At 38.7% G+C, this 26,317-nt stretch carries 20 protein-coding genes; 11 read left to right on the forward strand and 9 right to left on the reverse strand.

Translation table 11 applies throughout. The annotated features are described in order from the left end of the window. Positions 1–79: 79 nt before the first annotated feature. The 3 genes from IPM48_04940 to cphA form a co-directional block, all read right to left on the reverse strand. Positions 80–553 carry a hypothetical protein gene (locus IPM48_04940; GenBank protein MBK9270920.1) on the reverse strand — a complete coding sequence of 158 codons (474 nt, stop codon included), beginning with the start codon at positions 551–553 and terminating at the stop codon, positions 80–82. A gap of 82 nt (positions 554–635) precedes the next feature. Then, complete coding sequence (locus IPM48_04945) at positions 636–2,105, reverse strand: vanadium-dependent haloperoxidase (protein ID MBK9270921.1); 1,470 nt, start codon at positions 2,103–2,105, stop codon at positions 636–638. Positions 2,106–2,273: 168 nt separating this feature from the next. Continuing rightward, positions 2,274–4,931, reverse strand: a complete 2,658-nt coding sequence (gene cphA / locus IPM48_04950) for a cyanophycin synthetase (protein ID MBK9270922.1) — start codon at positions 4,929–4,931, stop codon at positions 2,274–2,276. A gap of 83 nt (positions 4,932–5,014) precedes the next feature. Here cphA and IPM48_04955 point away from each other — a divergent pair, with 83 nt between their 5' ends. From IPM48_04955 to IPM48_04990, 8 genes are all read left to right on the forward strand, one after another. Further along, positions 5,015–5,890: a cyanophycinase gene (locus tag IPM48_04955; GenBank protein ID MBK9270923.1), complete on the forward strand. Its 876-nt coding sequence runs from the start codon at positions 5,015–5,017 to the stop codon at positions 5,888–5,890. Between the two features lie 377 nt (positions 5,891–6,267). After that, positions 6,268–6,672 (forward strand): Hsp20/alpha crystallin family protein, encoded by a 405-nt coding sequence (locus tag IPM48_04960; GenBank protein MBK9270924.1) that lies wholly within the window; start codon positions 6,268–6,270, stop codon positions 6,670–6,672. 45 nt (positions 6,673–6,717) lie between these two features. After that, positions 6,718–7,134 carry an Hsp20/alpha crystallin family protein gene (locus tag IPM48_04965; GenBank protein MBK9270925.1) on the forward strand — a complete coding sequence of 139 codons (417 nt, stop codon included), beginning with the start codon at positions 6,718–6,720 and terminating at the stop codon, positions 7,132–7,134. 736 nt (positions 7,135–7,870) lie between these two features. Next, positions 7,871–8,896, forward strand: coding sequence for a tetratricopeptide repeat protein (locus tag IPM48_04970; GenBank protein ID MBK9270926.1), 1,026 nt, complete (start codon positions 7,871–7,873; stop codon positions 8,894–8,896). 34 nt (positions 8,897–8,930) lie between these two features. Next, entirely contained in the window at positions 8,931–10,853 is a 1,923-nt protein-coding gene (locus IPM48_04975; protein MBK9270927.1) for a PD40 domain-containing protein, read from the forward strand. A 5-nt stretch (positions 10,854–10,858) separates the two neighbouring features. Beyond that, positions 10,859–12,271, forward strand: a complete 1,413-nt coding sequence (gene rlmD, locus IPM48_04980) for a 23S rRNA (uracil(1939)-C(5))-methyltransferase RlmD (GenBank protein ID MBK9270928.1) — start codon at positions 10,859–10,861, stop codon at positions 12,269–12,271. 44 nt (positions 12,272–12,315) lie between these two features. Beyond that, entirely contained in the window at positions 12,316–12,702 is a 387-nt protein-coding gene (locus IPM48_04985) for a hypothetical protein (GenBank protein ID MBK9270929.1), read from the forward strand. A gap of 173 nt (positions 12,703–12,875) precedes the next feature. Then, positions 12,876–15,062, forward strand: a complete 2,187-nt coding sequence (locus IPM48_04990; protein MBK9270930.1) for a radical SAM protein — start codon at positions 12,876–12,878, stop codon at positions 15,060–15,062. 493 nt (positions 15,063–15,555) lie between these two features. On the opposite strand, the gene IPM48_04995 is transcribed toward IPM48_04990, so the two are convergent. Genes IPM48_04995 through IPM48_05005 form a run of 3 tightly spaced genes read right to left on the reverse strand, consistent with a single transcriptional unit; the run spans position 15,556 to position 19,092 of the window. Further along, complete coding sequence (locus IPM48_04995; GenBank protein MBK9270931.1) at positions 15,556–16,740, reverse strand: TonB-dependent receptor; 1,185 nt, start codon at positions 16,738–16,740, stop codon at positions 15,556–15,558. 6 nt (positions 16,741–16,746) lie between these two features. Next, positions 16,747–18,327, reverse strand: a complete 1,581-nt coding sequence (locus tag IPM48_05000; GenBank protein ID MBK9270932.1) for a hypothetical protein — start codon at positions 18,325–18,327, stop codon at positions 16,747–16,749. Between the two features lie 9 nt (positions 18,328–18,336). Next, complete coding sequence (locus IPM48_05005; GenBank protein MBK9270933.1) at positions 18,337–19,092, reverse strand: GLPGLI family protein; 756 nt, start codon at positions 19,090–19,092, stop codon at positions 18,337–18,339. Positions 19,093–19,241: 149 nt separating this feature from the next. On the opposite strand from IPM48_05005, the gene IPM48_05010 reads away from it, so the two are divergent. From IPM48_05010 to IPM48_05020, 3 genes are all read left to right on the forward strand, one after another. After that, positions 19,242–20,660: a HAMP domain-containing histidine kinase gene (locus IPM48_05010; protein MBK9270934.1), complete on the forward strand. Its 1,419-nt coding sequence runs from the start codon at positions 19,242–19,244 to the stop codon at positions 20,658–20,660. Beyond that, the gene (locus IPM48_05015) at positions 20,657–21,343 is read left to right on the forward strand and encodes a response regulator transcription factor (GenBank protein MBK9270935.1); all 687 of its coding nucleotides are present in this window, start codon (positions 20,657–20,659) and stop codon (positions 21,341–21,343) included. Before IPM48_05010 ends, IPM48_05015 begins: the two co-directional genes overlap by 4 nt. 199 nt (positions 21,344–21,542) lie before the next feature. Next, entirely contained in the window at positions 21,543–22,667 is a 1,125-nt protein-coding gene (locus IPM48_05020) for a DUF2911 domain-containing protein (protein MBK9270936.1), read from the forward strand. A 169-nt stretch (positions 22,668–22,836) separates the two neighbouring features. Here the strand turns inward: IPM48_05020 and IPM48_05025 are convergent, their stop codons facing one another. The 3 genes from IPM48_05025 to IPM48_05035 form a co-directional block, all read right to left on the reverse strand. Further along, entirely contained in the window at positions 22,837–23,745 is a 909-nt protein-coding gene (locus IPM48_05025) for a response regulator transcription factor (protein ID MBK9270937.1), read from the reverse strand. After that, on the reverse strand, positions 23,735–24,751 hold the full coding sequence (locus IPM48_05030; GenBank protein ID MBK9270938.1) for a hypothetical protein: 1,017 nt from the start codon (positions 24,749–24,751) through the stop codon (positions 23,735–23,737). The genes IPM48_05025 and IPM48_05030 overlap by 11 nt, the downstream gene beginning before the upstream one ends. A gap of 301 nt (positions 24,752–25,052) precedes the next feature. Then, complete coding sequence (locus IPM48_05035) at positions 25,053–25,949, reverse strand: fibrobacter succinogenes major paralogous domain-containing protein (protein MBK9270939.1); 897 nt, start codon at positions 25,947–25,949, stop codon at positions 25,053–25,055. Between the last annotated feature and the right edge of the window lie 368 nt (positions 25,950–26,317).

Here is a 26,317-nt window from a genome sequence, read left to right on the forward strand (position 1 = left end):
CAATCTTCCTTAATTGCATCCAGTTAAAAACCGTTCTATCGTTTTTTCAAGGAGGGATTTGTCGGTACAACTTTCATATTTATTCTTTTTCTTCTGAATCTGTGTAGATGACGATCGTATCATTTCTAAACAATTGTTCCAATTCGACACTGTCTGTGAATTCCGAATGTCTTCTGAAATAGCCATTCTTCTTGTCATCTTTCATTTCGGCTGTAAATTTGATCCGTCCATTTTTATAAAACACAGTGTCTCCCAATTGCTGTAATCCAAATTCAAAATACTGCACCTCTTCAAGCTCACCGGATTTGTAGTATCTCGTAGCGCACCCATGCTGTTTGCCATCTTTAAATAAATAGATCGCTTTTAACTCCCCTGTATTGTAAAACTCTCTCATGGTATCCTGGACAAGATCATTGATCTTATAATATCTGCGTTTAATATTGCCATTTTCATATTTTTCTTCGATCCATTTTTTGGAATCGGAACTACAAAAATCAAAAAACACCAGACACAAAATGAAGAGGTATGGAAAATTAGATAAGATGTTTTTCATCGCTAGAACATTAAGGAATAAAAAAGCCGGCTAAATAATTAACCGGCTTAAAAATATACAGAATAATTATATTTTCTAAAAATTAATTTCTCCAAGGTAAGTTGGCAACTCTACGGGCTACCTCTTCTCCTAGCCTCACACCTTCTTCACAGTCCTGACGAATGTGAACACCCAGCGGTATTCTGGATATTGCATCTTCTCTACCCATGACAGAAAAAGAGTAATACGGTCTTGGAGTACCAATAAATTCAGTTCTTCCTTCGTGGCATCTATCAACAAAATTAACATTGTTGCCCCATACCGCAGCAAGCGCCCAAGCACCTCCACCACCAAATGTAGAATGGCCTGAAGGGTAAGCAGGGAAAGCCGGGGTGACTCCTTTCGCACCTGTGTAGGGATGATCGAGCATAGACTCCCAAGTTGGATCAATAAAGTCTTTAATATAGTGTTCTGGTCTTTCTGTGTTGTACACCCATTTGGAGTTCCAGCATACTACTGCACAATCATTTAAGGTAATTCCCATCAAGGCATTTGCATATACTGCTTCTTCCAGATTGGAATTTTGAATCTCAAAAACCTGATCCATAATGGCAAGCAATCTTGGGGGAGGGGCAAAAGTCAATCCAAACAAATCATCAGACCAAAATTCAGCGATCCATTCGTCTTCGTAGGAACGACCCGTGGTGGTGCTATAAACTTCTAAGTTTTCAGCATGCCATCTGGGATTAAGTTTACCGTCTGGAGTATGGTATGGAACAGGTGGTTTTGACAATTTTTGGTTGTTGTTCGTGGCAAAAGTTCTTACATTACCCCAAAATGGGAACATACCTCCATCCGGATTGTCATTGGTAGGGGTCCATTTACCAGGAATTCGATTGCCATTGGCATCAAGACTTTTTTCCCGCCAATTATAGTATGGAAATCTTGCCGGGTCGTTGTTGAGTGGGTTTAGATAGGCCTCATGTCCGTATTGATCAGTGGTAGACCATTGCCAGACTGCGCGGGCAACTTCTTCACCCCATGCTTTGCTGTTGTTAAATCGATTGGAGTTAGTCTCTTGCTTATATTCTGCTTCAAGACTATTTTTCAAGTTTTCAATCAGTTGTTTTGCTTCCGCGTTGGTCAAATGTTTACCGGGAGAGCCGGGCGCGGAGAAGAACTCCACTTTGTCAAAAAACTGAGTCATCAAATATGCATAAGAAGCGTTGATGGCGGTGGGATAATGCAATTCTGCAGAACCAGTATATTCCGGAATACCACATCCCTGAAACTGGGGCAAATTCTTGAGGCTTCTGTAATTGGGCATACCTGGAATACAAATTTCATAAGCGGCTATTCCTAAATAAGCCAAAGCCCTGGGACCAGGTCCGGGTCTGAAAGCAAGAGCATCTTTGTCAATCTGAAGGAATAATTCATTCCATTTGTGGATGACATCATAAGAATAATGTTCTACTCTTGGAAATTCTGTTGTAGGGGAGGGTTTACTACACGATGAAATAATTAAAACGCTGATAGCCAGCGCTATAAATTGGAAATTAATCCTAGGCTTCATAAAGATTAAAAATGAGTTAACAAATAGTAAAAACAGCTGAAAATTTAAACAATTAAAATTTCAACGTGCAAATGTAGTGATTTCAAGCAATTTAGCACTAAAATTCAAGCCGCCAACACATTTTTTTTATAGATATTCATTTCAATGTGTAAATGAACAAGATCAATATCAGGTTCTCAAATTTGGAATATCGGCTTTTGAATATTCATAGTACTTGTTGGCTTCATCTTCCTTGTACTTTTTGATGAGCTCCAGAGAATTGGTAATATCGTCGCTACTTACTACGATTAATGCGCCCTTGCTTGCTTTTTCTATGGCATAACCAATGGCTTCCTTCTCATCCGGGATATCTATGCAGGGTTTGTTCGGATCCGTTTCAAAAATTCCTTTTTTTACCAAAGCCAGCAATTCATGGGCCGGTTTGCCCCGTAGATTTTTATCCTGTCTGATGATGATCTCATCAAACATCTCTGCAGCGATTTTTCCAATACCAATGTTGTCTTCATCCCGTCTGTCACCAATTCCCGCGATAATTCCAATTTTTGGATGACCCTCCATTTTGTCGGTCAGGTTTTTCAAGGCTGAAAGACCAGCAGGGTTATGGGCATAATCAAGCAAGAGGTCAAAATCTCTAAAGTTAAACAAGTTTAATCTTCCCGGGGTCTGAGCGGGCGATGGGATGAAACTTTCAAGAGAACTGCTTAGGTCAGCTAAAGAAAATCCATGTAAATATCCGGCAAGTGCAACAGGAAGCACGTTTTGAATCATAAAGGATGCTTTGCCTCCAAAAGTCAACGGCACATTGACTGCTTTAATAACCCTCAATTTCCACTCGCCTCGACAAATGGTGATAAATCCATTTTCGTAGATGGCGCAAATACCTCCGGATAACATGTGTTTTTTGATTCGGGGATTGGATTCATCCATCGAAAAAAGCGCAATCTGGCAACTCGCTTTTTCTTTCATTGCATACACCAAATCATCATCCGCATTGAGAATTGCATAACCATCCGGAACAACAGATTCTACCAAAACCGCTTTCACCTTGGCCAATTGTTCTAAGGTATGAATCCCTTTCAGTCCCAGATGATCCGGGGCTATATTGGTGACAATCGCAGTATTGCAGTTTCTAAAGCCCAAGCCAGCCCGAAGAATTCCTCCCCTTGCGGTTTCAAATACGGCAAAATTTACAGTCGGATCCTTGAGTACAAATTCCGCACTCCCTGGTCCGGAACAATCACCAGACATCATTTTGTGATTTTGAATGTAAATTCCATCCGTGGTCGTGTACCCGACGGTATAGCCCATCATTTTCACCAGATGTGCCATAAGTCTTGTGGTAGTCGTTTTGCCATTTGTACCGGTTACCCCAATAATGGGAATTCTGGAAGGGACCCCGGGTGGAAACAACATATCGATGACGGGAGCTGCTACATTTCTAGGTAAACCTTCTGCGGGAGCAAGATGCATTCTGAATCCCGGACCCGCATTAACTTCAATGACAGCGCCCCGGGTTTCTTGCACAGGAGCACTTATGTCAGTTGTCATAAAGTCGATGCCGCAAATATCTAAACCGACAATTCTCGAAATCCTTTCGGCCATAAAAACAAGACTGGGGTGAACAGAATCAGTAACATCTACCGATGTACCACCCGTGCTGAGATTGGCTGTGTCTTTTAAGACGACGATCTGATCTTTTGGAGGAACTGAATCAAGGGTTAAATTTTGCAGATGGAGCTGTTTGATGGTGATATCATCAATGTGGATACTTGTCAAAACTTTCTCATGACCATAACCCCTCCGTGGGTCACTGTTGATAAGCTCAATCAATTGAGAAACATTGTGAATGCCATCGGCCATGACCTGTGCAGGTAAGCGTTTTGCAGCTGCAACCATCCGGTGATTAATCACTAAAATTCTATAATCTTCTCCTCTGATGTATTGTTCTACAATAACAGCAGGTGATATTTTTTTTGCCAAATCTAATCCCAGTAGAGCCTGATCCCAGTTTTGAATGTCTGTGGTTACTCCTCTCCCGTGATTTCCATCGACGGGTTTGATCACCAAAGGATACCCCAATTCTTTCACCACTTCTTTGAGACCTGCTTCTGTTCTTACAATGTCTCCTTTGGGTACTGGTATTTCCGCTTGCGCCAGAAGATATTTGGTATCTTCCTTGTCTTTTGCAATGTCAACACCAATGCTTGAGGTTTGACTCGTTACTGTCGCTTGGATTCGCTTTTGATTTCTGCCATAACCCAGTTGACACAGGCTGTATTTATTGAGACGAATCCAGGGAATTCCTCTGGATTCTGCCTCTTCAATGATCGAACCGGTGCTTGGTCCCAATCTTGAACTTTCGCGCAATTTGCGCATTTCGAGAATGTCGTCATCCAAAATATATTGCCTTGATTCCACCAATGATTCAGCGATTCTGACGGCGGCCCGGGCAGCAAAAACCCCTACTTTTTCTTCGATGTAGTCAAAAACTACATGGTAAACTCCGGGTTCGCCATAACTTCGGGTCCGGCCAAATCCAACTTCCATTCCTGCCAGACTTTGAATCTCTAAAGCAATGTGCTCAATCACATGCCCCATCCAGGTTCCTTCCTCCACACGATGGTAAAATCCCCCCGGTCCGGACTCTGAACATCTGTGTTCGTACATTCCGGGGAGCAGAAGTTTTAATCGATCCAAAAATCCAGGAATCAAATTGGTTGGTTTTTGCTCCAGATCTTCTAAATCAAGAACCATAACGATTAATTTCCTACGGCGAATAGACCAGTAATTTGGCCCACGCATAACATTGATTTCTCTGATGCGCATACTTTTCTTCTGTTGATTGGAAGGCCAATATTAATTAAAACTTATTGATTAGATAGCTTCTAATTAGTTTTGCAACTTGAAATATGGATTATTTGAGGAATATTAAAGGAACCCTGATTCCCATAGGAGGCAACGAAGACAAAGGAAGTGGTCCCAATGAAATGTATACCCATGATTTTATCCAAGAAGGGATATTGGCCAATGTCGTCAAAGAAAGCGGTGGCTTAGAAGCAGAAATCATTGTAATTACAACCGCATCGCAAATTCCAAAGGAGGTAGGAAAAAACTACCTCAGCGCTTTTAATGCATTGGGCTGCCGCAATGTAAGGATATTGGATATCAGGAGTAAAAAAGAAGCTGAATCACCTGAAGTGATCCAGTACATTGAAAGTGCTGATTGTGTCATGTTTTCAGGTGGAGATCAATCTGAAATCATAAAGCAAATAGAGGGAACCATCCTACATCAACTGATTTTAAATAAATTGGAGAATACATCTTTTGTTTTGGCCGGAACGAGTGCAGGCGCAATGTGCATGAGCCATGAAATGATTGCAGGTGGGTCATCTCCGGACGCTCTCAAAAAAGGGAATGTCAGGATGAAAAAAGGGATGGGTTTTATCCCACAGGCCATTATTGATTCTCATTTTATTCAAAGGGGACGATTTGGAAGACTTGCAGAAGCCATGGCTCAATTTCCGGAGTTGCTTGGAATTGGACTTGCTGAAGACACCGGGATTGTGATCAAGAATTCTGATCAATGCAAAGTAATAGGTTCGGGTATGGTTATTTTATTTGACGCCACCCATTTAAGTCACAATAGATTTGATGAACTTGGCCCGGACACCCCATTGTCGATAGCCAATTTGACCACACATATTTTAGCACACGGAGACCGATTTAGTTTGCAAAACAGAACCATTGATATTTTCAGATCAGCCAATCCAGTGACCTTTGTATAAACCCATGGATCGTCCATTTGAACAGGATAATCATCAATAGATGTTTTTTGGAAATAACCCGGTAAAAAACCAGGATAATTGCTTGTTTATAATGCAATATATTTATAAGGCGGGCTGTCTCAAGCCAGCTTTACCGGACCCATCTTAGATTGGATTCAGTCAAACTTTCATTCCACAAAAAAGTACTGGGCTAAATATTGATGCCAATGCATTTGGCAAACACAAAAGCATTAACTGCCACAATGACATGCCATCGACAACAAAACAAGACAAAGTGACAGGCGAATTATAAGTAAAAATGACATTTTATCTAATTTTTTGGCATGGTACGCGATTTGATCTGTTGAAATTATCAATTAATAAAAAACTAAAAAATTATGTGGAATCAAGTTATCAAATTCAGAAATCCTTACACTTGCAACACCGCGGTTTATAATGCTCCTTCAGAGGGGGTCCATTCCGAAATCATCAACATTCTACCCGTCAATGTTTTTGAAACGGAAAATCAATATCACTATCAATTTTTTGTTCCAGGATTTCAGAAGGAAGAAATCAGAATCAAAGAAGAAAATAAGATGTTGGTGATTACAGCAACTCCTGAATCCAACAGTTCTTCTGACCGAATGCTCAGAGAGGAGTTTGGTAAAAGCAAAATGAAACGGACCATTCGATTGCCAAAGGACGCAAACATTCAAAGTATTCAGGCGCAATTGGCGGATGGTGTATTGAAGATTAGTGTTCAAAAAGATGAAAATTTAAACAAGAGCATTCAAATTATTTAAGTAAACTAAAAAATAAAAATTATGAAACGTAATGTATTTTTTCCAATGTCACCAGTGACCAATCAAATTGGAACCATGGTTGAAGATTTGTTAAACAGAGGGCTCAATGATATTTTTGGAGGCCAGGTTTTTCAGAGCAGTGTTCCAGCGGTCAATGTAAGTGAGAATGATCAATCTTTTCTAGTGGATGTAGCAGCTCCGGGTCTTAAAAAAGAAGACTTCAAGTTATCTCTTGAAAAAGGATTCCTCAATATTTCTGCTTCGAAAGAGGAGAAAAAAGAAGAGACCAATGAACAGTTTTCAAGAAAAGAATTTAATTACAGTTCTTTCAGTCGCTCCTTTAAGTTACCCGAACATGCAGATGCATCAAAGATAACAGCTAGTTACAAAGATGGTGTCTTACACATCACCATTGATAAGAAGACGGTGGTAAAAGAGGAAAAGACGATAGAAATCCAGTAAAAGCAGAGTTTGAGTTTGTTTTCATAAAGGGGATTATTTTGAAGAAAAGGCCGGTCGTATGCAAATGCGGCCGGTCTTTTTATTGAAGTGAACCAAGAAGAATTCTTTCGAAGCCAGAAAATCAAAAAAGGGATATCAATCCAATCTGTTTTTTTTAATTAAACTATGGAATGAATTCGCCTTGAGAATTATCAAGCCTTAGAATGAGGTTTGTTCTGAATTTATTATTTTTCAAAAAACAATTTGTAATTCTGAATTTCTGAAGATTGATTGGAAACCAGAATGATGCTCAGATCGCAAGAGCCAAACTTAAGTAAATGCAATGGTAGTTCTTGCGAATCATAATGAATCAGTTTGTAAAGGAAAGTAAGAAAAACCCACCCCAATTCTTGAAAGTTGGATGTACCAATAAATCCACCAAAAAGAGGATTTTTACAAATGAAAGTTGGTCAATGGCAAACGAGTAAATTCATTTGGCAATTAAAACTTATATTATTGTATATATAAACAAAACATTTTCAACCAGATACACATTAATTATTTTTAATTAACTCATTTTCAACCAGTTTTACAATTTATTTGATAAAATTGGTCAGATTTTTCAGAACTTTGCTCTCCAGCCCATTGAAGGTCAACCACTAAAGCAAGTTTTTATTCGTTAATGAAGCATGCCAAATAAACCGTCAATTGGGATCATGTGAGGTAATCAGACAGACGAAATATGCAGGTTCAAAATTTGTTTAAAGTAATAATCCAGGGCAAACTGGATTTTGGAAATGAGAGATCGTTCCAAAAAGCACTTCAACTATACAATCAGCGCCTGGAGACTTTATATAAAAAAGAACTTGTTTTCAAATTGCCCGAGCAGCTTTTTGCTGAGACAGATCACACTTTGATTATTCAAAGGTTTATTGGCAATATTTCTGAAAAAGTCTGGAAAAATACCATTTCATCTTTGGAGCATACCGCACAATTTAGCATTTCTGGTAGCATCAATTGTTGGATGACCGACAACGGTAAAATATTGCATCATGTGCATATTGAACCACTGGGAGAAAAAAGCAGCGTGATGTTGTTTCAGGAAGGAAAAAAAGTGATGGATGAAGGTGGTTCAAAAGAAGAAGCGATAAAGCTATTGTCAGAAGTTATTGAAAAGTATGAAAAACATTCTCAGGCTTATGAGAGACGCGGCTATGTCAATTTTACCCTGAGAAATTATGAAGATGCCCTCTATGACTTTAAGAAAAGTATAGGATTTGATCACATGAATGCATCTTCCTGGTATGGAGTTGGGCGATGCTTGATGTTAAAAAAAGAATACTCAGCTGCTGCGGAGGCATTTGATGAAACCACCAAACAATCCATAGCCCTCCAACCCATCTATTGGGCGGCAAGAAGGGTGAAAGGTATGGCTCACCTGCAGTTGAAAGAATTTGACAAAGCGGCAACAGAATTTAAATATTTTACCACCCGTCAATATGGCAAAGAGGATCCTAATTTTAAACACTTATCCAATGTGTGGTTTAATTATGGAAAGGCTTTGTTTGCTCAAGGCAAAATAGATGAAGCCATTCAGGCATTTGACAAAAGTGTCGCATTGGAAATTAATCCAAATTCAGGTGCCAAAGCAGAAGCATTAATGCACAGGGGTCTTGCAAGAAAGGCGCTTGGAAAAGCGGATTTTATTTTGGACATTCAATTGGCTTCAGAAATGGGACACGAAGCTGCCACTCAGCTTCTCACAGAGATTCATTTGTCCTGATACTTCAGCTTGTTCTGATTTCGTTAGAATTATTATGAGATACCAGCTTTTTACTGTGGTGTTATTTTTATTTGTGCTAAAGGCATCGGCTCAAAACATCTATATTCACAATGCCAAAAAGAATCTGAAGATCCAGTACAGCAAAGCCTTAAAACTCTACCAAATAAACGAATTTGAGTCATCGAAGAAGGCGTTTAAAAAAATTCTTGCCAAAAATCCAAAATTTGTTGATCCATACATCCTTCTTGGATCAATCGGTTTTGATCAAAAGAATTTTGATGAAGCTGAGACATGGTTTCAAAAGGCCCTTGATTTGGATTCTTTTTATCAGATAAAAGTCTATTATACTCTGGCTCTTTGCCAGTTTGAAAATTATCAATTCACAAGAGCAAAATTAAATCTGGAGAAATTTTTGGAGTTGGAAAAATCAAACAAAGATTTGATTCAAAAGGCAGTTCATGTCTTACCAACATACCGCTTTGCGGATTCTGTCTATCGGATCACATTGGATATTAAATTGGAGGCGATTGCATCTATCAACACTGAGCAATCGGAATATTTACCAAGCATTACGGCAGACGGCAGGACCATGCTTTTTACAAGACGGATCGGAATAAAAAATGAGGATCTCTATTTGACGAATCTCGATGAAAATGGCAACTGGAGCGAACCAAAGGCTCTAACAGAAATAAATTCTCCATACAATGAAGGTGCACCCACTATTTCACCCGACGGAAACGCTATCCTATTTACAAGTTGTAACAGGCCAGAAAGCTTTGGAGGTTGTGATTTATTTATTAGCCATTTTAAAAAGGGAAATTGGACAAGACCGGTCAATTTGGGAGACAAGATCAATACACCTGCTTATGAATCACAACCCTGTTTAGCCCATAACGGAAAATGGCTCATTTTTACCAGCAACAGAAAAGGAACTTTCGGAGGAATGGATTTATGGCAAACAAGTTTTACCGATGAAAAAGGTTGGTCGATTCCAAAGAATCTGGGACCTGTGATCAACACAGTTGGACACGAGTCCTGTCCTTTTCTGCACCCGAATGGTATCACGCTCTTTTTTAGTTCCACCGGCCACACTGGAATGGGTAACAATGATATTTTTTATTCCAATTTGGATTCAAAAGGAAATTGGACAAAACCGGTTAATTTGGGATTTCCAATCAACACCCCACTGGATGAATCTTCATTTATAACAGACTTCACAGGAACCTTGGGATTCATGGCAACGGATAGACTTGCCAACGAAAGGCCAGGATCAAAAAATCAGTTGGATCTTTATACTTTTCAAATGCCACCACATTTGCGACCGATGCCCGCCGAGTATTTATCCATTCAAGTATATGATGCTGCAAGCAATCAAAAGATGGAGGCAAGTGTTACCATTTTCGAGCTAGAGAATTCAAAAACTTATTATAAAAATACATCGAGAACGGACGCCAGTTTGCTGGTCACTGTTCCCATTAAGCAAAAATATGCCATCCACATTGAAAAGGAGGCTTATCAACCCTATTTTGAACACATCAACACCTCTGAAATTCCTGGAAGTTTTTTAAACCCAAGAATTTTAAATATCTATTTAAATCAAGTCAAACAATTGACAAAACCCGTTGTGTTAAAAAATGTATTTTTCGAATTTTCTTCTGCAGAACTAAAACCAGAATCACATTACGAATTGAATCAATTAAAGAATTGGTTGTTGGCCAACCCAGGCCTCAAAATAAAAATCACAGGTCATACAGACAATGAAGGGGAAGATGAATATAATTTTAGATTGTCTTTTGCCAGAGCAGGGGCTGTAAAAAAATATTTATTGTCCATGGGAATCGCAGAAGAAAAAATTGCAGTAGAAGGAATGGGCTCCACCAAGCCGGTGCGAAGCAATGATACTGCAGAGGGAAGAGCACAAAACCGCAGAACAGAATTTGAGATCATTCATAACTGAGCATTATGCCAAAAATTAAAAAACCGAAACAAGTTGTTTTAAATATTCACAGTATTGGTCATAAAGGGCATGCCATCGGAAAGACGGAAGAAGGTATGGTGGCTTTTATCCGGGATGCTGTACCAGGAGACCAAGTTTCTGCTTTGTTGAACAAAAAGAGCAAAGGAGTCTGGCAAGGAAGGATGATTGAAATTATCAAGGCTTCAGAACACCGCACCAACTCCTTTTGCAGTTATTTTGGAATTTGTGGAGGTTGTAGCTGGCAGGAGTTAAACTATGAAGAACAGGCCAAACAAAAGGAAATGCAAGTTAAAGAAGCTGTAAAAAGAATCGGAGGATTAGAACCCATCTTATTTGAATCCATTTTAAAAGCTAAAGAAACTCGTTGGTATCGCAATAAACTGGAATTTACTTTTTCCAATCATAGGTGGCTTACCAAGGAAGAAATGAATTTCAAAGAGGAAGAAATAACTACAAAAGCATTGGGATTTCACAGACCCGAGTCCTTTCAGAAGGTCATTGATATTGAGATCTGTCACCTTCAAAGTGACACCAGCAACCGAATAAAAAACTGGATAAGAAGCAAAACATCCGGTCGGGAATGGAGCTATTATGATATCAAATCGCATGGAGGGCTCATGAGAAATATGATAATCCGAAGCAATCTGAAAGGAGAAGTGATGGTAGTGATCGCGGTGTATGATCGCGCTGATAAAAAATTGCATGAATTGTTTGAAGAGCTGCAAAAGGAATTTCCGGAAATCGTAAGTTGCTACGTTGCCGAAAATAAAAACCTGAATGACGCCTGGTCTAATTTGGAATGTCATAAAATTTTTGGAGCGGATTATCTCGAAGAATACATCGATAAAATTTGCTTTAAGATTGGCCCAAAATCCTTTTTCCAAACCAATACAAAACAAAGCGTCGCGCTGTATCAAACAGTAAAAGAGTATGCAGATCTTCATGGAAGTGAAACGGTGTATGATCTTTATTGTGGGGTGGGAAGCATTGGATTGTATTTAGCAGATTCTGCAAAGAAAATAATTGGGATTGAGGAGATAGAGGCCGCCACAGGGGATGCAAGAATTAATGCAGACACAAATCAAATCAGCAATGCACAGTTTATCTCAGGAGACGTAAGAAAAATATTGAATCATGAATTGACGGATCATTATGGTCATCCGGATTTGATCATAGTAGATCCTCCCCGCACAGGTTTGCACCCGGATGTTTGTCAAACGATTCTAGAATTCCAGCCCACAAAAATAGTTTATGTAAGCTGTAATCCCGCAACCCTTGCCAGAGATCTAAAATTGTTTTCTGAAAAGTACCAATTGATGAAGCTAAGACCCGTTGATATGTTTCCTCATACCAGCCATGTAGAAGCGGTGGCTTTGATGCATTTGAAAACTGTATAAAATTAGCAACGAAAACAATATTTAACTATACCTGTTTGAGGAGTATGGAAAAACCCAGCATAGGAAAATATCTTGCTCTGGAGGAAGATTTGCGACGCTACCGCAAGGCCATGAATGATGCACGGGAAATTATGTTAACACAAGAAGTAAGCATCTATCCTATTTTTATTCTTCATCAGCAGAATCTGGAAATGGGAATTCCTTTGATAGAAGCTTCAGAAAATACTGGCATTTGGTCTGTTCATGCCTCAAGTCTCGAAGAGTTTGTGGTAAAAAATATCATTCATCAAAACAAGATTGACGAATTTAAAATTTTGTACAAAAAACACGACAGACATTTGTGTTTGTTTGTGTTATCTGAGTTGGGAGCCCAGTTTATTTTCTATCCAAGACAGGAGGAAATATACAAGGAGTACGGAAGTCTGAATTAATAAACTTCAACCCTATAAGGCCAAGTGAAAATGGAAAAATTGGCTTTTACATCATTCTTTGAGTCTGATTTTTGAGTTTTGTTGACAAATCTACGGATGTCAAACTTGAATTGAATGGAATCGGGTATTTAAAATTTAGAATCTATGAGCTACATTTGTGTAAATTTCCTTTTTTGAAAACTGTATTCCTGTTAACACCTCCTTTTACACAATTGAATACACCTTATCCGGCAACAGCATATCTTAAAGGATTTTTAAATACAAAGGGAATATCATCGTACCAGATGGATCTTGGAATTGAAGTTATTCTTCGCATTTTTTCAAAAAACGGATTATCCCAAATCAAGCCAGCTGAAATAAATCCATCATGGTCTCCAAATGCCAAACGGATATACTCACTTTGGGAAGAGTACTTACACAGCATTGATTCTGTCATTGGGTTTCTGCAGGGTAAGCAAGCAAGTCTTGCAGCCCGTATTGTCCAGGGAAGCTTTTTGCCCCAAGCTTCGAGATTTGAAGATTTGATAGACCTTGAGTGGGCGTTTGGCAGAATGGGAGTTCAGGACAAGGCAAAACATTTTGCCACCTTGTATTTGGAAGATCTCTCAGATTTTATAAAAGAATGCATTGACCCTCACTTTGGCTTTAGCCGATATGCTGAAAAACTGGGACGCTCAGCAAACACATTTGATGAAATGCATGGCTACATGGAGAAGAGTGTAAGTCAAATTGATAAATTGAGCCTTCAGATTCTTGCCGATCGTCTGGATGAGCAAGGTGCTGAATTGGTATGCATTTCTGTACCATTTCCAGGAAATTTGTACTCAGCTTTCCGATGTGCGCAATTTATCAAAAGGCAATTTCCCAATATGAAAATTGCACTTGGAGGTGGATTTCCCAACACTGAATTAAGAGAATTGTCTGAGTCAAGGGTCTTTGATTATTTTGATTTCGTTTGTTTGGATGATGGGGAACGGCCATTGGAAAATCTATTGAACCACATACAAGGAAAGATAGGTTTGAATCATCTCAAAAGAACTTTCCACAGAATAGACAATCAGGTAATTTATTTTAATCAATCGCGGGACAGAGATTATCACCAGCACGAATTGGGAACTCCTGATTATACAGATTTGCCTTTGGAGCATTACATTTCTGTCATCGAAATAGCCAATCCCATGCATAGCCTTTGGACCGATGGAAGATGGAATAAGCTTACGATGGCACATGGTTGTTATTGGGGTAAATGTACTTTTTGTGATATTAGTCTTGACTACATCAAGCTGTATGAACCAATCGCTGCCAGTTTGCTGGCAGATCGCATGGAAGAGATGATTCAAAAAACGGGTACCACTGGATTTCATTTTGTGGATGAGGCCGCTCCACCGGCTTTGATGAGGGAATTGGCCTTGGAGATCCTTCGGAGAAATATGTCTGTCAGCTGGTGGACCAATATCCGTTTTGAAAAAAGTTTTACATTGGAATTGTGTCAACTTTTAAGTCAATCCGGATGCATAGCGGTCTCGGGTGGGTTGGAGGTGGCATCAGACCGATTGCTTCAGTTGATTCAAAAAGGAGTAAGCGTTGCACAAGTGTCTATGGTGGCAAACCATTTTAGTGCAGCAGGAATCATGGTACATGCTTATCTGATGTATGGATTTCCCACGCAAACGGTGCAAGAAACGGTCGATAGTCTGGAAATGGTCAGACAGATGTTTGCAGCTGGAATTATTCAATCCGGATTTTGGCATCAATTTGCGCTCACTGCACACAGCCCGGTAGGAATGAATCCTTCGGAATATGGATTGGCAGTTGAGAAAGTTGACATCAGCTTTGCCAACAACGATCTTGCTTTTAAGGACAAAACAGGAATAGATCACAATCGATTTACATTTGGATTGAGAAAATCGATCTACAATTTTATGCATGGAATCGGATTGGATTTCTCCTTGCAGGAATGGTTTGAATTTAAAATTCCCAAAACACAAATTCGTCCATCTTTTGTAGAAGATAGTCTTTTAGAAGAAGACCCTGAAGTCATCAAACCACATGCTAAATGGGTTTGGATTGGAAACATTCCCATCGTCGAAAATGAGAACACCGGGAAAACAAAGGATGTAAAGGAGAAACAGATCTTGCATTTTCATAGCAAACAAGATGAGTATTCGCTTCGATTGAAGAAGCACGACGCGGAATGTCTGATGGAGGCCCTTGATAAAATCTCATTCAGAAATTCTGGAGAACTAAAAACCTATGACGAACTAAAAAAATGGATGCAAGTGAAGTATCCGGATTTTGAGTTGTTGTGGTTTTCGAATCCAATCCGGGAATTGAGAAGTTACGGGTTGTTCTGTCTATAACGAAGATATTAAACCCAGATTATGTATTAGATAAAGAAAGGGTTTCATTTTCAATCCTCAAGATAACCTGTAAACCGGTAAATCAAATCCACTTTCACATTTTGCAGAGATGTCCAAAGTGATTTCGCCGGATTGTTTTCAAATCAAACATTCCAATGTTAAGCAAAGCACTTGGATCTAAGGATACTTGTATCGCGCTGTATTTTAATTTTTAACTCAATAAGGCGGATCTATTCACTCACATCCCGATCACCAAATTCAAATTGAATTTTCTTTGATATTTTTTAATTTTCGCTTTTCTAACTAAGAGTAAAATTATTTTCCATAGATAATACCGTCCATATTGTGCATAATCTTGAAATCATTAAGAGGAAAGCAAAAGCAGGAATATGAATTGGTCACTATTGCATCCAATGACAATGCTCTTTCTTTCAGACTGGGACTAGCAGGTCATTTTAATTGCTAGTTTAAGCGTTTTTTGGAAAAACCCACTTCAGTCATTTCCTTTCACATCAATGACCAATCCGCTTGGTTTTTTAAATCCTTTGAGATTGTAAGCGATTCCCAGTAAAAAATAACGACCCAGGACATTGGATTGAATAATGTCGGAGTAATTTGCCTGAGCAAGGCTGCGAATACCCTTGTTTTTATTTAGAATATCAAAACAACTGAGACTTATCCTCCATTTTTTATCCTTGGAAATGATAGTGGTCAATGAGGCCGTCCAAAGGGGAACAAAAAATTTCATATCAGAAAAAGTGGATTGTATCAATTGGTAATCGAAATTCGATTTAAACTGAACCCAGTCTTTAAAGTTTAATCCCATTTCTGCATAGACTGTTTGATCATTGAAGGATTGATTTAAATCCTTGTTTTGGGTCGATCGGGACTGTGTTTGGCTGATCCGATAGCCCACTATTGCATCCACGATGTCTTTGTTTCTATTTTCGATGGCAAGATGAAATCCATAAGCCATCCGATCGGTGGGAAAGGAAAGTTGATTGATGACAGAGATGGCCTTGTTGTAATTTCCCTTCAGCACCGTTCTAATTTTAATTTTCATGGGTCTAATGGGAGTGTCAAATTCCAATCTACCGGAAAGGGTAGTTTCATTGTTTGTGTTAACCGGTGTGAGATATCTAACGAGAGCACTGTCAATAATTATAGACTCTTTTATTTTTTGGCGGGTGTAATTCATTTGCATACTTGCGTACAACATTGTAAAATTGAACGCTGAGTATTTCATATAGGATAAATTGGCCATGTGCATCAGTTCGGGACGGAGATTCGGATTCCCCTGATATATGGCGAGGGGATTGCTATTGTTGACAATTGGCTGAAGTTGGCGCAATGCGGGTTCATTAAGTTCTGAGAAATAGTTAAAGTTTAAATTTTCTGAAATTCCAAATCGATACGTCAGAAATGCATTTGGCAGGAATGCTTTGAATTGGTTGTTGATGTTGTTTTTATTTTCATTGATCACCCCCGTTAGACTGGAATATTTGTATCTACTGCCGAGGGAGAAATTTAATTTTTCTCTGTTCAGACTGTAATGAATTCCAAGGTTACTTTGGGTATAATCTCTTTGAAAAAGGGTAGATAAAATCTGATTGCGAATGGGATGGTCATTGACAATGTCGAAGTAATCGCTGCTTGTTTTGTTGGATTGATTGGCAATGGATGTTTAAAATTCTAGATATTGTTTTTTACCCAGAGGCTCGGTATAGGAGCCTTCGGTCTTGTAAAAAAAACCATCGTCGAGACCAATTTGATTTTGTAAAAGATCGTTTGTTTGGAGCATGGGTTCAAAAATCCGGTAAGTAGAACTTATGTCACCCTCTGAATTGTTTTTTGTGAAATTGATTTGTCCATTGAAGCTATAGGTTCGCCCCGGTTTTCTTGTTTTTTTTTGCCACAATACATTCGTGTTCATCCGAAACATCTGGTCAGCCATGTCAATGGTATTTTGATTGTCGTTTATTAAACTTAGATCATTGTTATACACCATGCTTTGTCCTACAGATTTCGCAAAATTAATACCAAGCGCTCCTGTCGACCGGATGGTTATCATTTGGCTGGAGTCAAATCTGTTTTTCCATCGCAGAGAATAACTTCCAGAACTATTTCCCGAAAGTTGCTCATCATTGTTTTTATTGCTAAATCGACGATCCGTCAATAAATTTTCTCTAATGGATGTTTGACGAAGATCATTTTTAAAGTGATTGCCAAAGACAGATGCTTCTATAGTAGATTTCTTGGAGAAATCTTTGTTAATATTTAGACCGCCAGCATAGGAATTCTGGATCCCCTGGTTGTTGTCCATGCCAATTGGAAGTCCGGCGTTCTGATCAAGATCAATCGTAAATCCTCCAGAGCCTCCACCGTTCATAAAAGATCCCATCCCACCCATAAAATCAATGTAATCTCTGATGGAGAAATTTTGCTCGTTGATGTTGTTGGCCATTCCAATAAATGATGATCTGAGATTGGGAGTAAATCGATTGAGATTTGCCCGGCACTTTATTCTTTTTGAACTTCCGGCTGCGATTTCTGTGGTTCCAAAATATCCAACCTTTTTGTCTTCTTTTAATTTGAGATTGATGGATCTTTCTCTTTGTCCATCATCAATTCCGGTAAATTCTGATTTGTCAGATTTTCTATCAAAAACCTGTACTTTATCGATGGCATCCGCATCCAGATTTTTTGTGGCAATTTTGGTGTCTTTGCCAAAAAATTCCTTTCCATCCACCAAGACATTCTCTACTTTTTCACCAAGGGCTTTGACAGATCCGTCCCTTTCGACTTCAATACCTGGAAGTTTGCGCAATAAATCCTCTGCGACATCTCCAGGTTTTACCTTAAAGGCTGAGGCATTGTACTGAATGGTGTCTTTTCCAAAACTCATTGGACTCAAAAAATCTTTAACTTCAATTTCTTCCAACAAATGCGAACTCGTCTTTAACACAATTGAATCCAAATAAGTATCTTTGTCTATGTCGTGCAGGACTAACCAAAATTGTTCATACCCAAGATAGGAAATCTGCAGTAACAAATTACTTTTTTTATCAGTAGAAAATTCAAATTCACCTTTGCGATTCGAGTGCTTAAAATGGATTACGGTAGAATCGAATTGATTTAGCAGCACCACAGATGCGTACTCTATTGGTTGCAGATTTTCATCCAGGACAATCCCATGGATTTTTTGAGCAGTCACCTTGAAAAGACTGAGGAGGACAATAACATAAAAAACGAGATATGGACGCATGTTTCAGAATTAATGTCTCTCTTCTGTGATTATCATTTTTATGCTGCCATTCTTTCCATCTGTGGCCCCCATTTCTTTCATTTTGGCCTCTCTGATTTTTTCATATTCTGCTTTGCTTACTTTTTTACCTTTTGTTGGTCTGGTAAATTGGAAAGACTCGGGTAAATTGTCAATGGATGTTGCTATCGTCATACGGTCGCCATTGTCTGTTTCCAGGGCAAGTATCATGCCTGGCAAACCCGTCATTCCCGATGGTCCGAAGTTAACAGGTATTTGTGGTGTAAACCACGCGACCACGTTTTTTGAAGTATCCTGAAGGATTGCTTTCTGGCAAGGATAATTTAGAATTGATTTCTGCTCTCCTGTCATTTTCCATTTATTTTTTGGAAGTTTGTCAGTAATCAGAAAATCCTTTCCCATTAGATCCTGGGATTGAATAAATGTATTCTCAACCGGGTTAATGTAGATGATGCTTTCAGGAATTTTCATCACAATTTCAAATGTGCCACCACCTTCTTCATGTTTCAATTCCAAATCTTTTGGATTTTCATGGTTTTTATACAAGGATTCATCTTTGGTAAAATAAAGGACCTTATCCACTGACTGAGAAGCAGGCATCATTTTGGCCATTTGAGGATTATCATCTCCCAGGTCAAAATTTAGTTTGATGGTTTCTTTAAATATAATCTTCCCGGAGTGAATGTTCTGGGAAAAATTCGGAATGGTAATGGCTGCAAAAGCAAGAATAGTTACAATTAATTTCATTGTTTTAATTTTAGTGATGAAAGAATGGCACAAAAGTAGATCTAAGTTTGACAGCCACAGGTTAAACAAAGTTGATGCAAGGTTAAATAAGGTTAATGGAGGAACAGGGACCCTCAAAAATGATTAATTTTGTGAAGTTAATATAAGAAATGAAGGAAAAATCATTTCATAAAAATCATCAGATATCGGCAGGGATCAGTCTTTTGCTGCTTGCAGTTTTTTTGGTTTATTATTTAATCAATAGCTACAAAAACGAGAAAGCTCAATTACAGAAGGAAGTACATTATCTTCTCACCAATGCTTTCAAAACCGCGGAATCAGAAGTTTTGGATCAGATGATTTTTGAGTTGAAAGGTGTTTCATGGATCAACAAGGAAGAACATTTGCGCTTAAATATGGACAAGCCGGAAACAGAAATCCTAACGGTCGATTCTATAGGGAAGCACAATGGAGTGATGAGCCGAACATTGGTGATTTCAAGCAAAGATCATTCTTTGCAACACACAAAGGATTTGAAAGTAAAGGTCGAACTAAGAAGCGATTCAATTAATCTTGACTCCACAACCCGATTATTTAAATCAAATGAGTCATCAAGTTTTGAGGCTGTTGAGAAAATTTTTAAAGATAACCTCAGAAAATCAAATCTCAGTATAAAATATCGCATCCAGAAAGACACAGGGTTAAGTGAATTTAAGAATGGAGAAAGCTACAAAGATGTGTTTACCCAGGATTTTTACAGTATCGACACAGATCACAATCAAGTATATATTTTGAAAGAAATTTTGCCTGAACTCATTTTTTCAATATTGCTCTATCTTGTGGTAATCTTTGCATTTGTAAGTATTATACGCTCCGCTAAGAAAGAGAAGGAGTTATATGACATGAAGAATGATTTTATGAGAAACATGACACATGAGCTAAAGACGCCCATAGCGACCATAGGTGTGGCTCTTGAAGCCATCCAAAGTTTTCATGCTGGTCATGACAAAGAATTGAGAGATGAATATTACCGGATTGCTGAGGCAGAAAACAAAAAGTTGAATGGTTTGGTGGACAAAGTTTTGCAAGTTTCACACCAAATGGATTCGAACCGAATGGATCTGGAAAAGCTTGATATCTGTCAGATCACTGAAGAGATATTGGGTTCTTTTCGATGGAGGGCTGAACAAAAAGGGATTCATTTGCAGTTGGAATGCAGTGAAGACAAGCGAGAAATATGGATCAATGCTCAAAATTATATTTTGATTTTGCACAATCTTATTGACAATGCAATGAAGTACAATAAATCACAAGACGCGCAAGTAGTCGTTCAGATTATTCGAACGGATGATGAACTTAATGTTAAGGTAAAAGACAACGGAATTCCTATTCCTGAAGATCAGAAGAGTAAAATATTTGAAAAATTTTATCGGATTCCTCAAGGAGATGTACATGACGAAAAAGGACACGGACTTGGTTTGTATATTGTGGCTCAGCTTGTCAAATCAATTCATGGCAGAATTCAATTAAAGACTTCAGAGAGGGGCAATACGTTTGAAATTGCGTTTCCGTTTGAATTAGTACAATGATCAAGATCCTTTATATTGAAGACGAACCATCACTGGCGAAAATTGTAAAAGAGTCCTTACAGAGTAGATCTTATGAAATCTTGCACCTGTTGGATGGCATGAAGTTGCTTGAATCTTTTCAATCTTTTCAGCCCGACATCTGTCTGTTTGATGTGATGTTGCCGGTCAAGGATGGATTCACTCTTGGTAAAGAATTGCGCATTCATTACCCAAGCATACCTATTATTTTTATTACCGCAAAAAATCAGACGGCAGATGTACTGCAGGGATTTCAAGCAGGAGGGAACGATTATATTAAAAAACCATTTAGCTTGGAAGAGCTAATTGTTAGAATCAATAATCTTTATCAATTGTGTTATCAAAGTCAAACTCCAGCAGGGTCTGAAAATATGATCTCAATAGGTCGGTATAAATTTTCACCCACAAGGTTGGAGTTAATTTTGGAATCAGAAGTTAAGCGTTTATCCTATAGAGAGGCACAGCTTTTGGTGATGTTGATTAATCACAAGAACGAAGTGGTCAATCGAAAGTACATCTTGGATACGGTGTGGGGTGATGATCATTTTTTCAATTCTCGCAATTTGGATGTGTACATTACAAAATTAAGACAATATCTTAAAGAAGATAAGCGGGTGCAGATCCTTACTTTGAAAGCAGTGGGATACAGACTTGTGGATGGATGATTGTAAAGAGAAACCAAACGATAGAATTATTTTGTGTGATTTTAGAGGTGAAGTACAAATAAAAAGGATGGATCAATCTAAACTCAGCTGATAAATGCAACAAATTAATTATAAAATTGTCCTACTTAGCATTAAAAAATGACTCTATCCAGAAACATTGTTTAAAGCATTTTTTTCCTTATCCAGTTAAATTCAAATTATGAACAGAATTGCAATCGTTTTCATGATCCAATTGACCTTGGTTTCAGTTGTGACAGAATTAAACGCCCAGGCTTTGAGAATTCCCTATTCTACCAACCATGCCTGCATTTCAGGTAGAAAAATTGGAGTCACCGATATCCTCATCACATGGAATGCTCCTGGGGTAAAAGGAAGAGAGGGGAAGATTTGGGGAACCGAAATCGCATATTATGGTACTCAGGTGTTGGGTTTTGGATCCAATGTCCCATCCCCATGGAGAGCCGGTGCAGATGAGTGCACCACCATGTCATTCAGTACGGATGTAACGATCAACGGAAGAAATTTGGCTGCAGGTAAGTACGGATTTTTTATTGAATTGTATCCCGATTCTTCAATATTAATCTTTCATAAGAACCACCATAGTTGGGGAAGTTATTTTTACGATTCTACGGATGAGGTATTGAGAGTGGTGACCAGACAGATTAAGGACCAGAAGAATATGGTGGAAAGATTGGATTTTACCTTTCGAAATCAGACCGATCGATCCGTGGAAATATCCCTGGAATGGGAATATTGGAGAATTCCTTTTTTGTTGGAAGTAGACCACAAAGCAAACACATTGAAGTATATTAAAGATCAAATGAGTGGGGAGTTAGGTTTTGATCCACCCAGTTTGCAGGCTGCTGCCAATTGGTGTCTGCGCAATGAAATCAATTACGAGCAAGCGCTCGATTGGATCATCTCTTCGACCAATCCCAATTTGGGCGGCTTGCAAACTTTTTCAGCCTTGTCAACAAGATCTGGACTTTTGGAAAAGTTGGGCAAAAAAGAGGAAGCGGTATTATACATGAACCAAGCCATGGACAAGGCGACTGCGATCGAACTTCACCAATACGGAAGACAATTGCTGCAGCAAAGAAAAACAACAGAAGCAATGTCTGTATTTGAACTCAACTTTAAGAAAAACAAAGGAGTCTGGCCAACTCATGTGGGCATGATGCGCGGATTGTCTGCCACAGGAAATCTAAAAAAAGCGCTCGAACACGCCAGACTTGCCCTTCTACAAGCCCCGGACGAAATCAATCGGAAGAGTCTGGAGTCCGCGATTAAGAAACTTGAAGCAGGTGAAGCATTGGGAATTTAATTTATTGTATTATTAAAGATTTGAATTCCCAATTTTCAAACCATAACTAAGCTAACAATCATACATACTTGCAGGGTATATACTTTTTGAGTGTCTATGAATCAGGCAGAATTTTGTAAGCCATACCTATTTTGGTTTCAATCCATTTTCAATTTTCAAAACATCCGATCTATTCTGCTGTTTCCAACCGATATCCAATGCCGTGGACACCAACAATGTTGACACCAGGATCTGAAGCCAATTTTTTTCTCAATCGGGAGACAAAAACATCGATGCTCCGACCCACTAAAACGCCTTCATCGGCCCAAACTTCCTGAAGAATAAATTCCCGATCAAGAAGTTTATTCTTGTGCACAATAAACAAATGAAGAAGCTTGGCTTCGCGAAAAGTAAGGGACACTGTGATTTGATTGCAACTCAGTTTTTGATTGATAAGATCTAGTTTTGAATCTCCAAAATAAATCCAGTTTTGATTTTGGACTTCAGTCTTTTTTGGTATTGCTCTCTTTATTTTGTAAATCAATACACCGATAAAACCCATAAGGGCAAAAAGCAATACAGTCTCTTTAAGTCGCCAGACAGATGTAGATTGAGCAGAGGGCAAAAACTCAAGATCAATGTAATGACAACCATCTGGTGGAGTTCTTCCCGCACATGGAATTTCGGAGTTTATTGTTAAATCTAACTTGTGAAATCCCAAATCGATGCTATCGTCAGCACAACGTTTAATGCTCACGGTATAGCTGGAAGAAATACCGTAAAGATCCAGTGATGATTGTAACAATTCCGGCAGAGCCTCATACGAAAAAGTGTGGTTCAATTGAATGCGCCAGTTGGATGTTGCTTTTTGCTGAATGGCGGGTATCCTGCTCATGCTATCTCCGGATAAGCGCAAGAGTTGATCTGCCGTTCTTCTCAATGCCAAATTGATTTTATCGTTTTCTTGATTATTTTTCTCAGAATAAGCATTTAACTCACCAAGTAGAAAAACAGCTATTAACCAAAAATATTTTGATTGACTTACTTTGAAAGAATGCAAAAACATGCCATAAAAATAGCCATTTGGATCAACATCCATTGAATTTGATGCGTGCCGCAAAAATCCGGTTTTCAGAGACGGCCAATTGGAAAATATAACCTTCGTCTGCAGGTAATACCAATTGCCAAGATTTACCAAGGTCTGACGAGCGGAAAATACCAAGATCAAAACTACAGAACAAGTATTGACCTGCCTGAACCATCTCATACAGATCCTTTGATTGAGAAAGGTCTTTTTCAAAAATTAATGGTTTACAATTGGTTTTCAGACTTTTGTCCATTCTGGACCAGCTTCGACCTCCGTCCATCGATAGTCTAATTCTGCTGGTTATTCCTTCAGGATTCAAACTCGAAACGTCCTTGGCTCCTAGAATTGCTACCAAACCATTTTCGATCTTACTGGTGTGTTTAATCAGTGTATTTTCATTGAGCAATTCCTCCCAATCTTCTCCGCCATTTTTCGAACGGATCACCCCGTTCCTACCACCGGCAATGATGGCTCCATTGGCTTCGAAAATGTCAAGAATCAAGCCTTTGTTGTAAACCAATGACCACGAATTTCCCTGATCGGAAGACTTAAAAATCCCCTTATCACCTGTGACAAAAAGATGACCAGATTTGGATTCCAGAATCGTATAGATCGTTTGGGTTTCTAACCTGGGAAATTTTTTGGTCCAGATTCCGGTACCGGGAATGGATTGATAAATCCCATGGTTGTAGCAAACAGCATACAGACCATTTTTACCAGACACAAGATTGAATACAGGCATTTTCAAACCCAATTCTTTTTTCCAGGCCGGACTCGATAAGGCGGTACTTGTTTTGTATATTTCATCTTGGTGAGCGACAATGAGTGTATGGTCTTTGGCATGAATGCAATTAATTTGGATGTCAGTTGGCAAACCATTGCTGATGTCCTGCCAATGATCGCCAAAATCATTGGATTGATAAACCCAGTTAGAAGTATGAGGTAGAGTGGACAACTCGATACCCTTGATAAAAAAAGCCTGGCTTAGAAATAAGGCCAAAATCAATTGAATTTTCATCTTACAGTTGTTTAAGTGAATGAATGGCCCAAAGGTATTTGCCAATATTTTATGAGGCTTCTATTGGAGGTAAAACAATGTAAACGAAATGTAAAATACTGTTATGAGATTGGATTTCGAGTTTATCAGGAAGAAAAAACAGGAAGTAAATCCAGTTTTCTATTGATTGGAGAAAAATCGATCGGCGTAATATTCCATGACCGGCGTGAGGAATTATAGCTTACAATGGAGAGACTAATAAAAGAAGATTAAATTTATCAATTTATAAGTACTAACAAACTTTAGGCTTAATAAAAATCAATTAATTTTTAACGCACCTGCAACTTAATCCTACATTAAGCTCTGGAAAATTAAATTTTAGAATCTGGTTGTTGCTGAGTATAATGATAACATTGTTCAGATTGCTATCTGCCTGTGAAGCCCAAAACCCCGCATAGGAACCAAGTCCAATAAAACTCGTCGCAGCTCCAGGTTGTCTCCGGCCTCCGGGTAGTGCACTAAAACCACTAGAATTGCTTGCCGGCGAACCGGGGCTCCATAAATTATCCAGTTTTCTCAGACTTGCTCCAGCTTCATTGTATCCTCCCAAATGCGAGATCAACTTTTCCCAATCAGCCATCGTGGGAATATGCCAGCCATCCGGACATAATTTTATTTTGTTGATCGCATGCCGGTTGTACAATTTTCCAAACAAGGGGCCATTGTTTATATCATTTTCGTAATAACACCATGCAGGACCTGATGCTGCTTCCCATTCCTGGGTATTGGTTAATTTTTGCATACCCGCCTCCAGGGATAAATTGGATTGCATCCAACATTGAGTACCAATGGTGACGATGTCATAAAGGTTATTTTCACTGTCCTGCACCGCTGTAAATGAACCGCAACCATTTCCAGCGGATACAGTAAAATTATATGAAGCGCTACTTGTACACAAATTTTGATGATCAGTAACGGTCACCGAATACAGTCCTGATTCACTTACCGTGATTTTTGGAAAATCTCCAATACCATGACTCCATTCATAGGAAAAGGGTCCCAATCCATTTTCCTTATTAACTTCGAGTTGATCTGTACCAAGCTGGACAATAGTCACTTTAAAAGCATTGCACTCATCCGTTGATCCTAGTCTGCAGGCATGTATGATAAGTATTGAACCCAGCAAGGTCAGCCAAAAAGGATTGAAATTTTTCATCATAAGAAATATTCAGTTTTAGAAATTCCACATTACAAAAATAACAATTAATTGATAACTCTGAATAAAAGTACTACAAGGCAATAATAGAATTGAATGATTCTAAAATTATTCTAACCCCCCGGTTGAATCTGCATATAATCCTATAAGAATTGCGACTCCACCACTCCGGAAATGCATGCTGATATGATGTCCCGAAAAGTATTCATATAAGATACTTTGAAGAAAATCAAAAAAGGCTCATCCAAAATTTGTTTAGAAGCAATATTCCTGAAAACATAAATACTAATTTTTGCGGACTCGTAAGCCTATACCGCTGCGATTTACTCAATCCGAGTGCCAATGACCATCCAAAAGAAAATGTATGACTT

It is taken from the genome of Saprospiraceae bacterium (genome assembly GCA_016715965.1).
Taxonomy (GTDB): domain Bacteria; phylum Bacteroidota; class Bacteroidia; order Chitinophagales; family Saprospiraceae; genus Vicinibacter.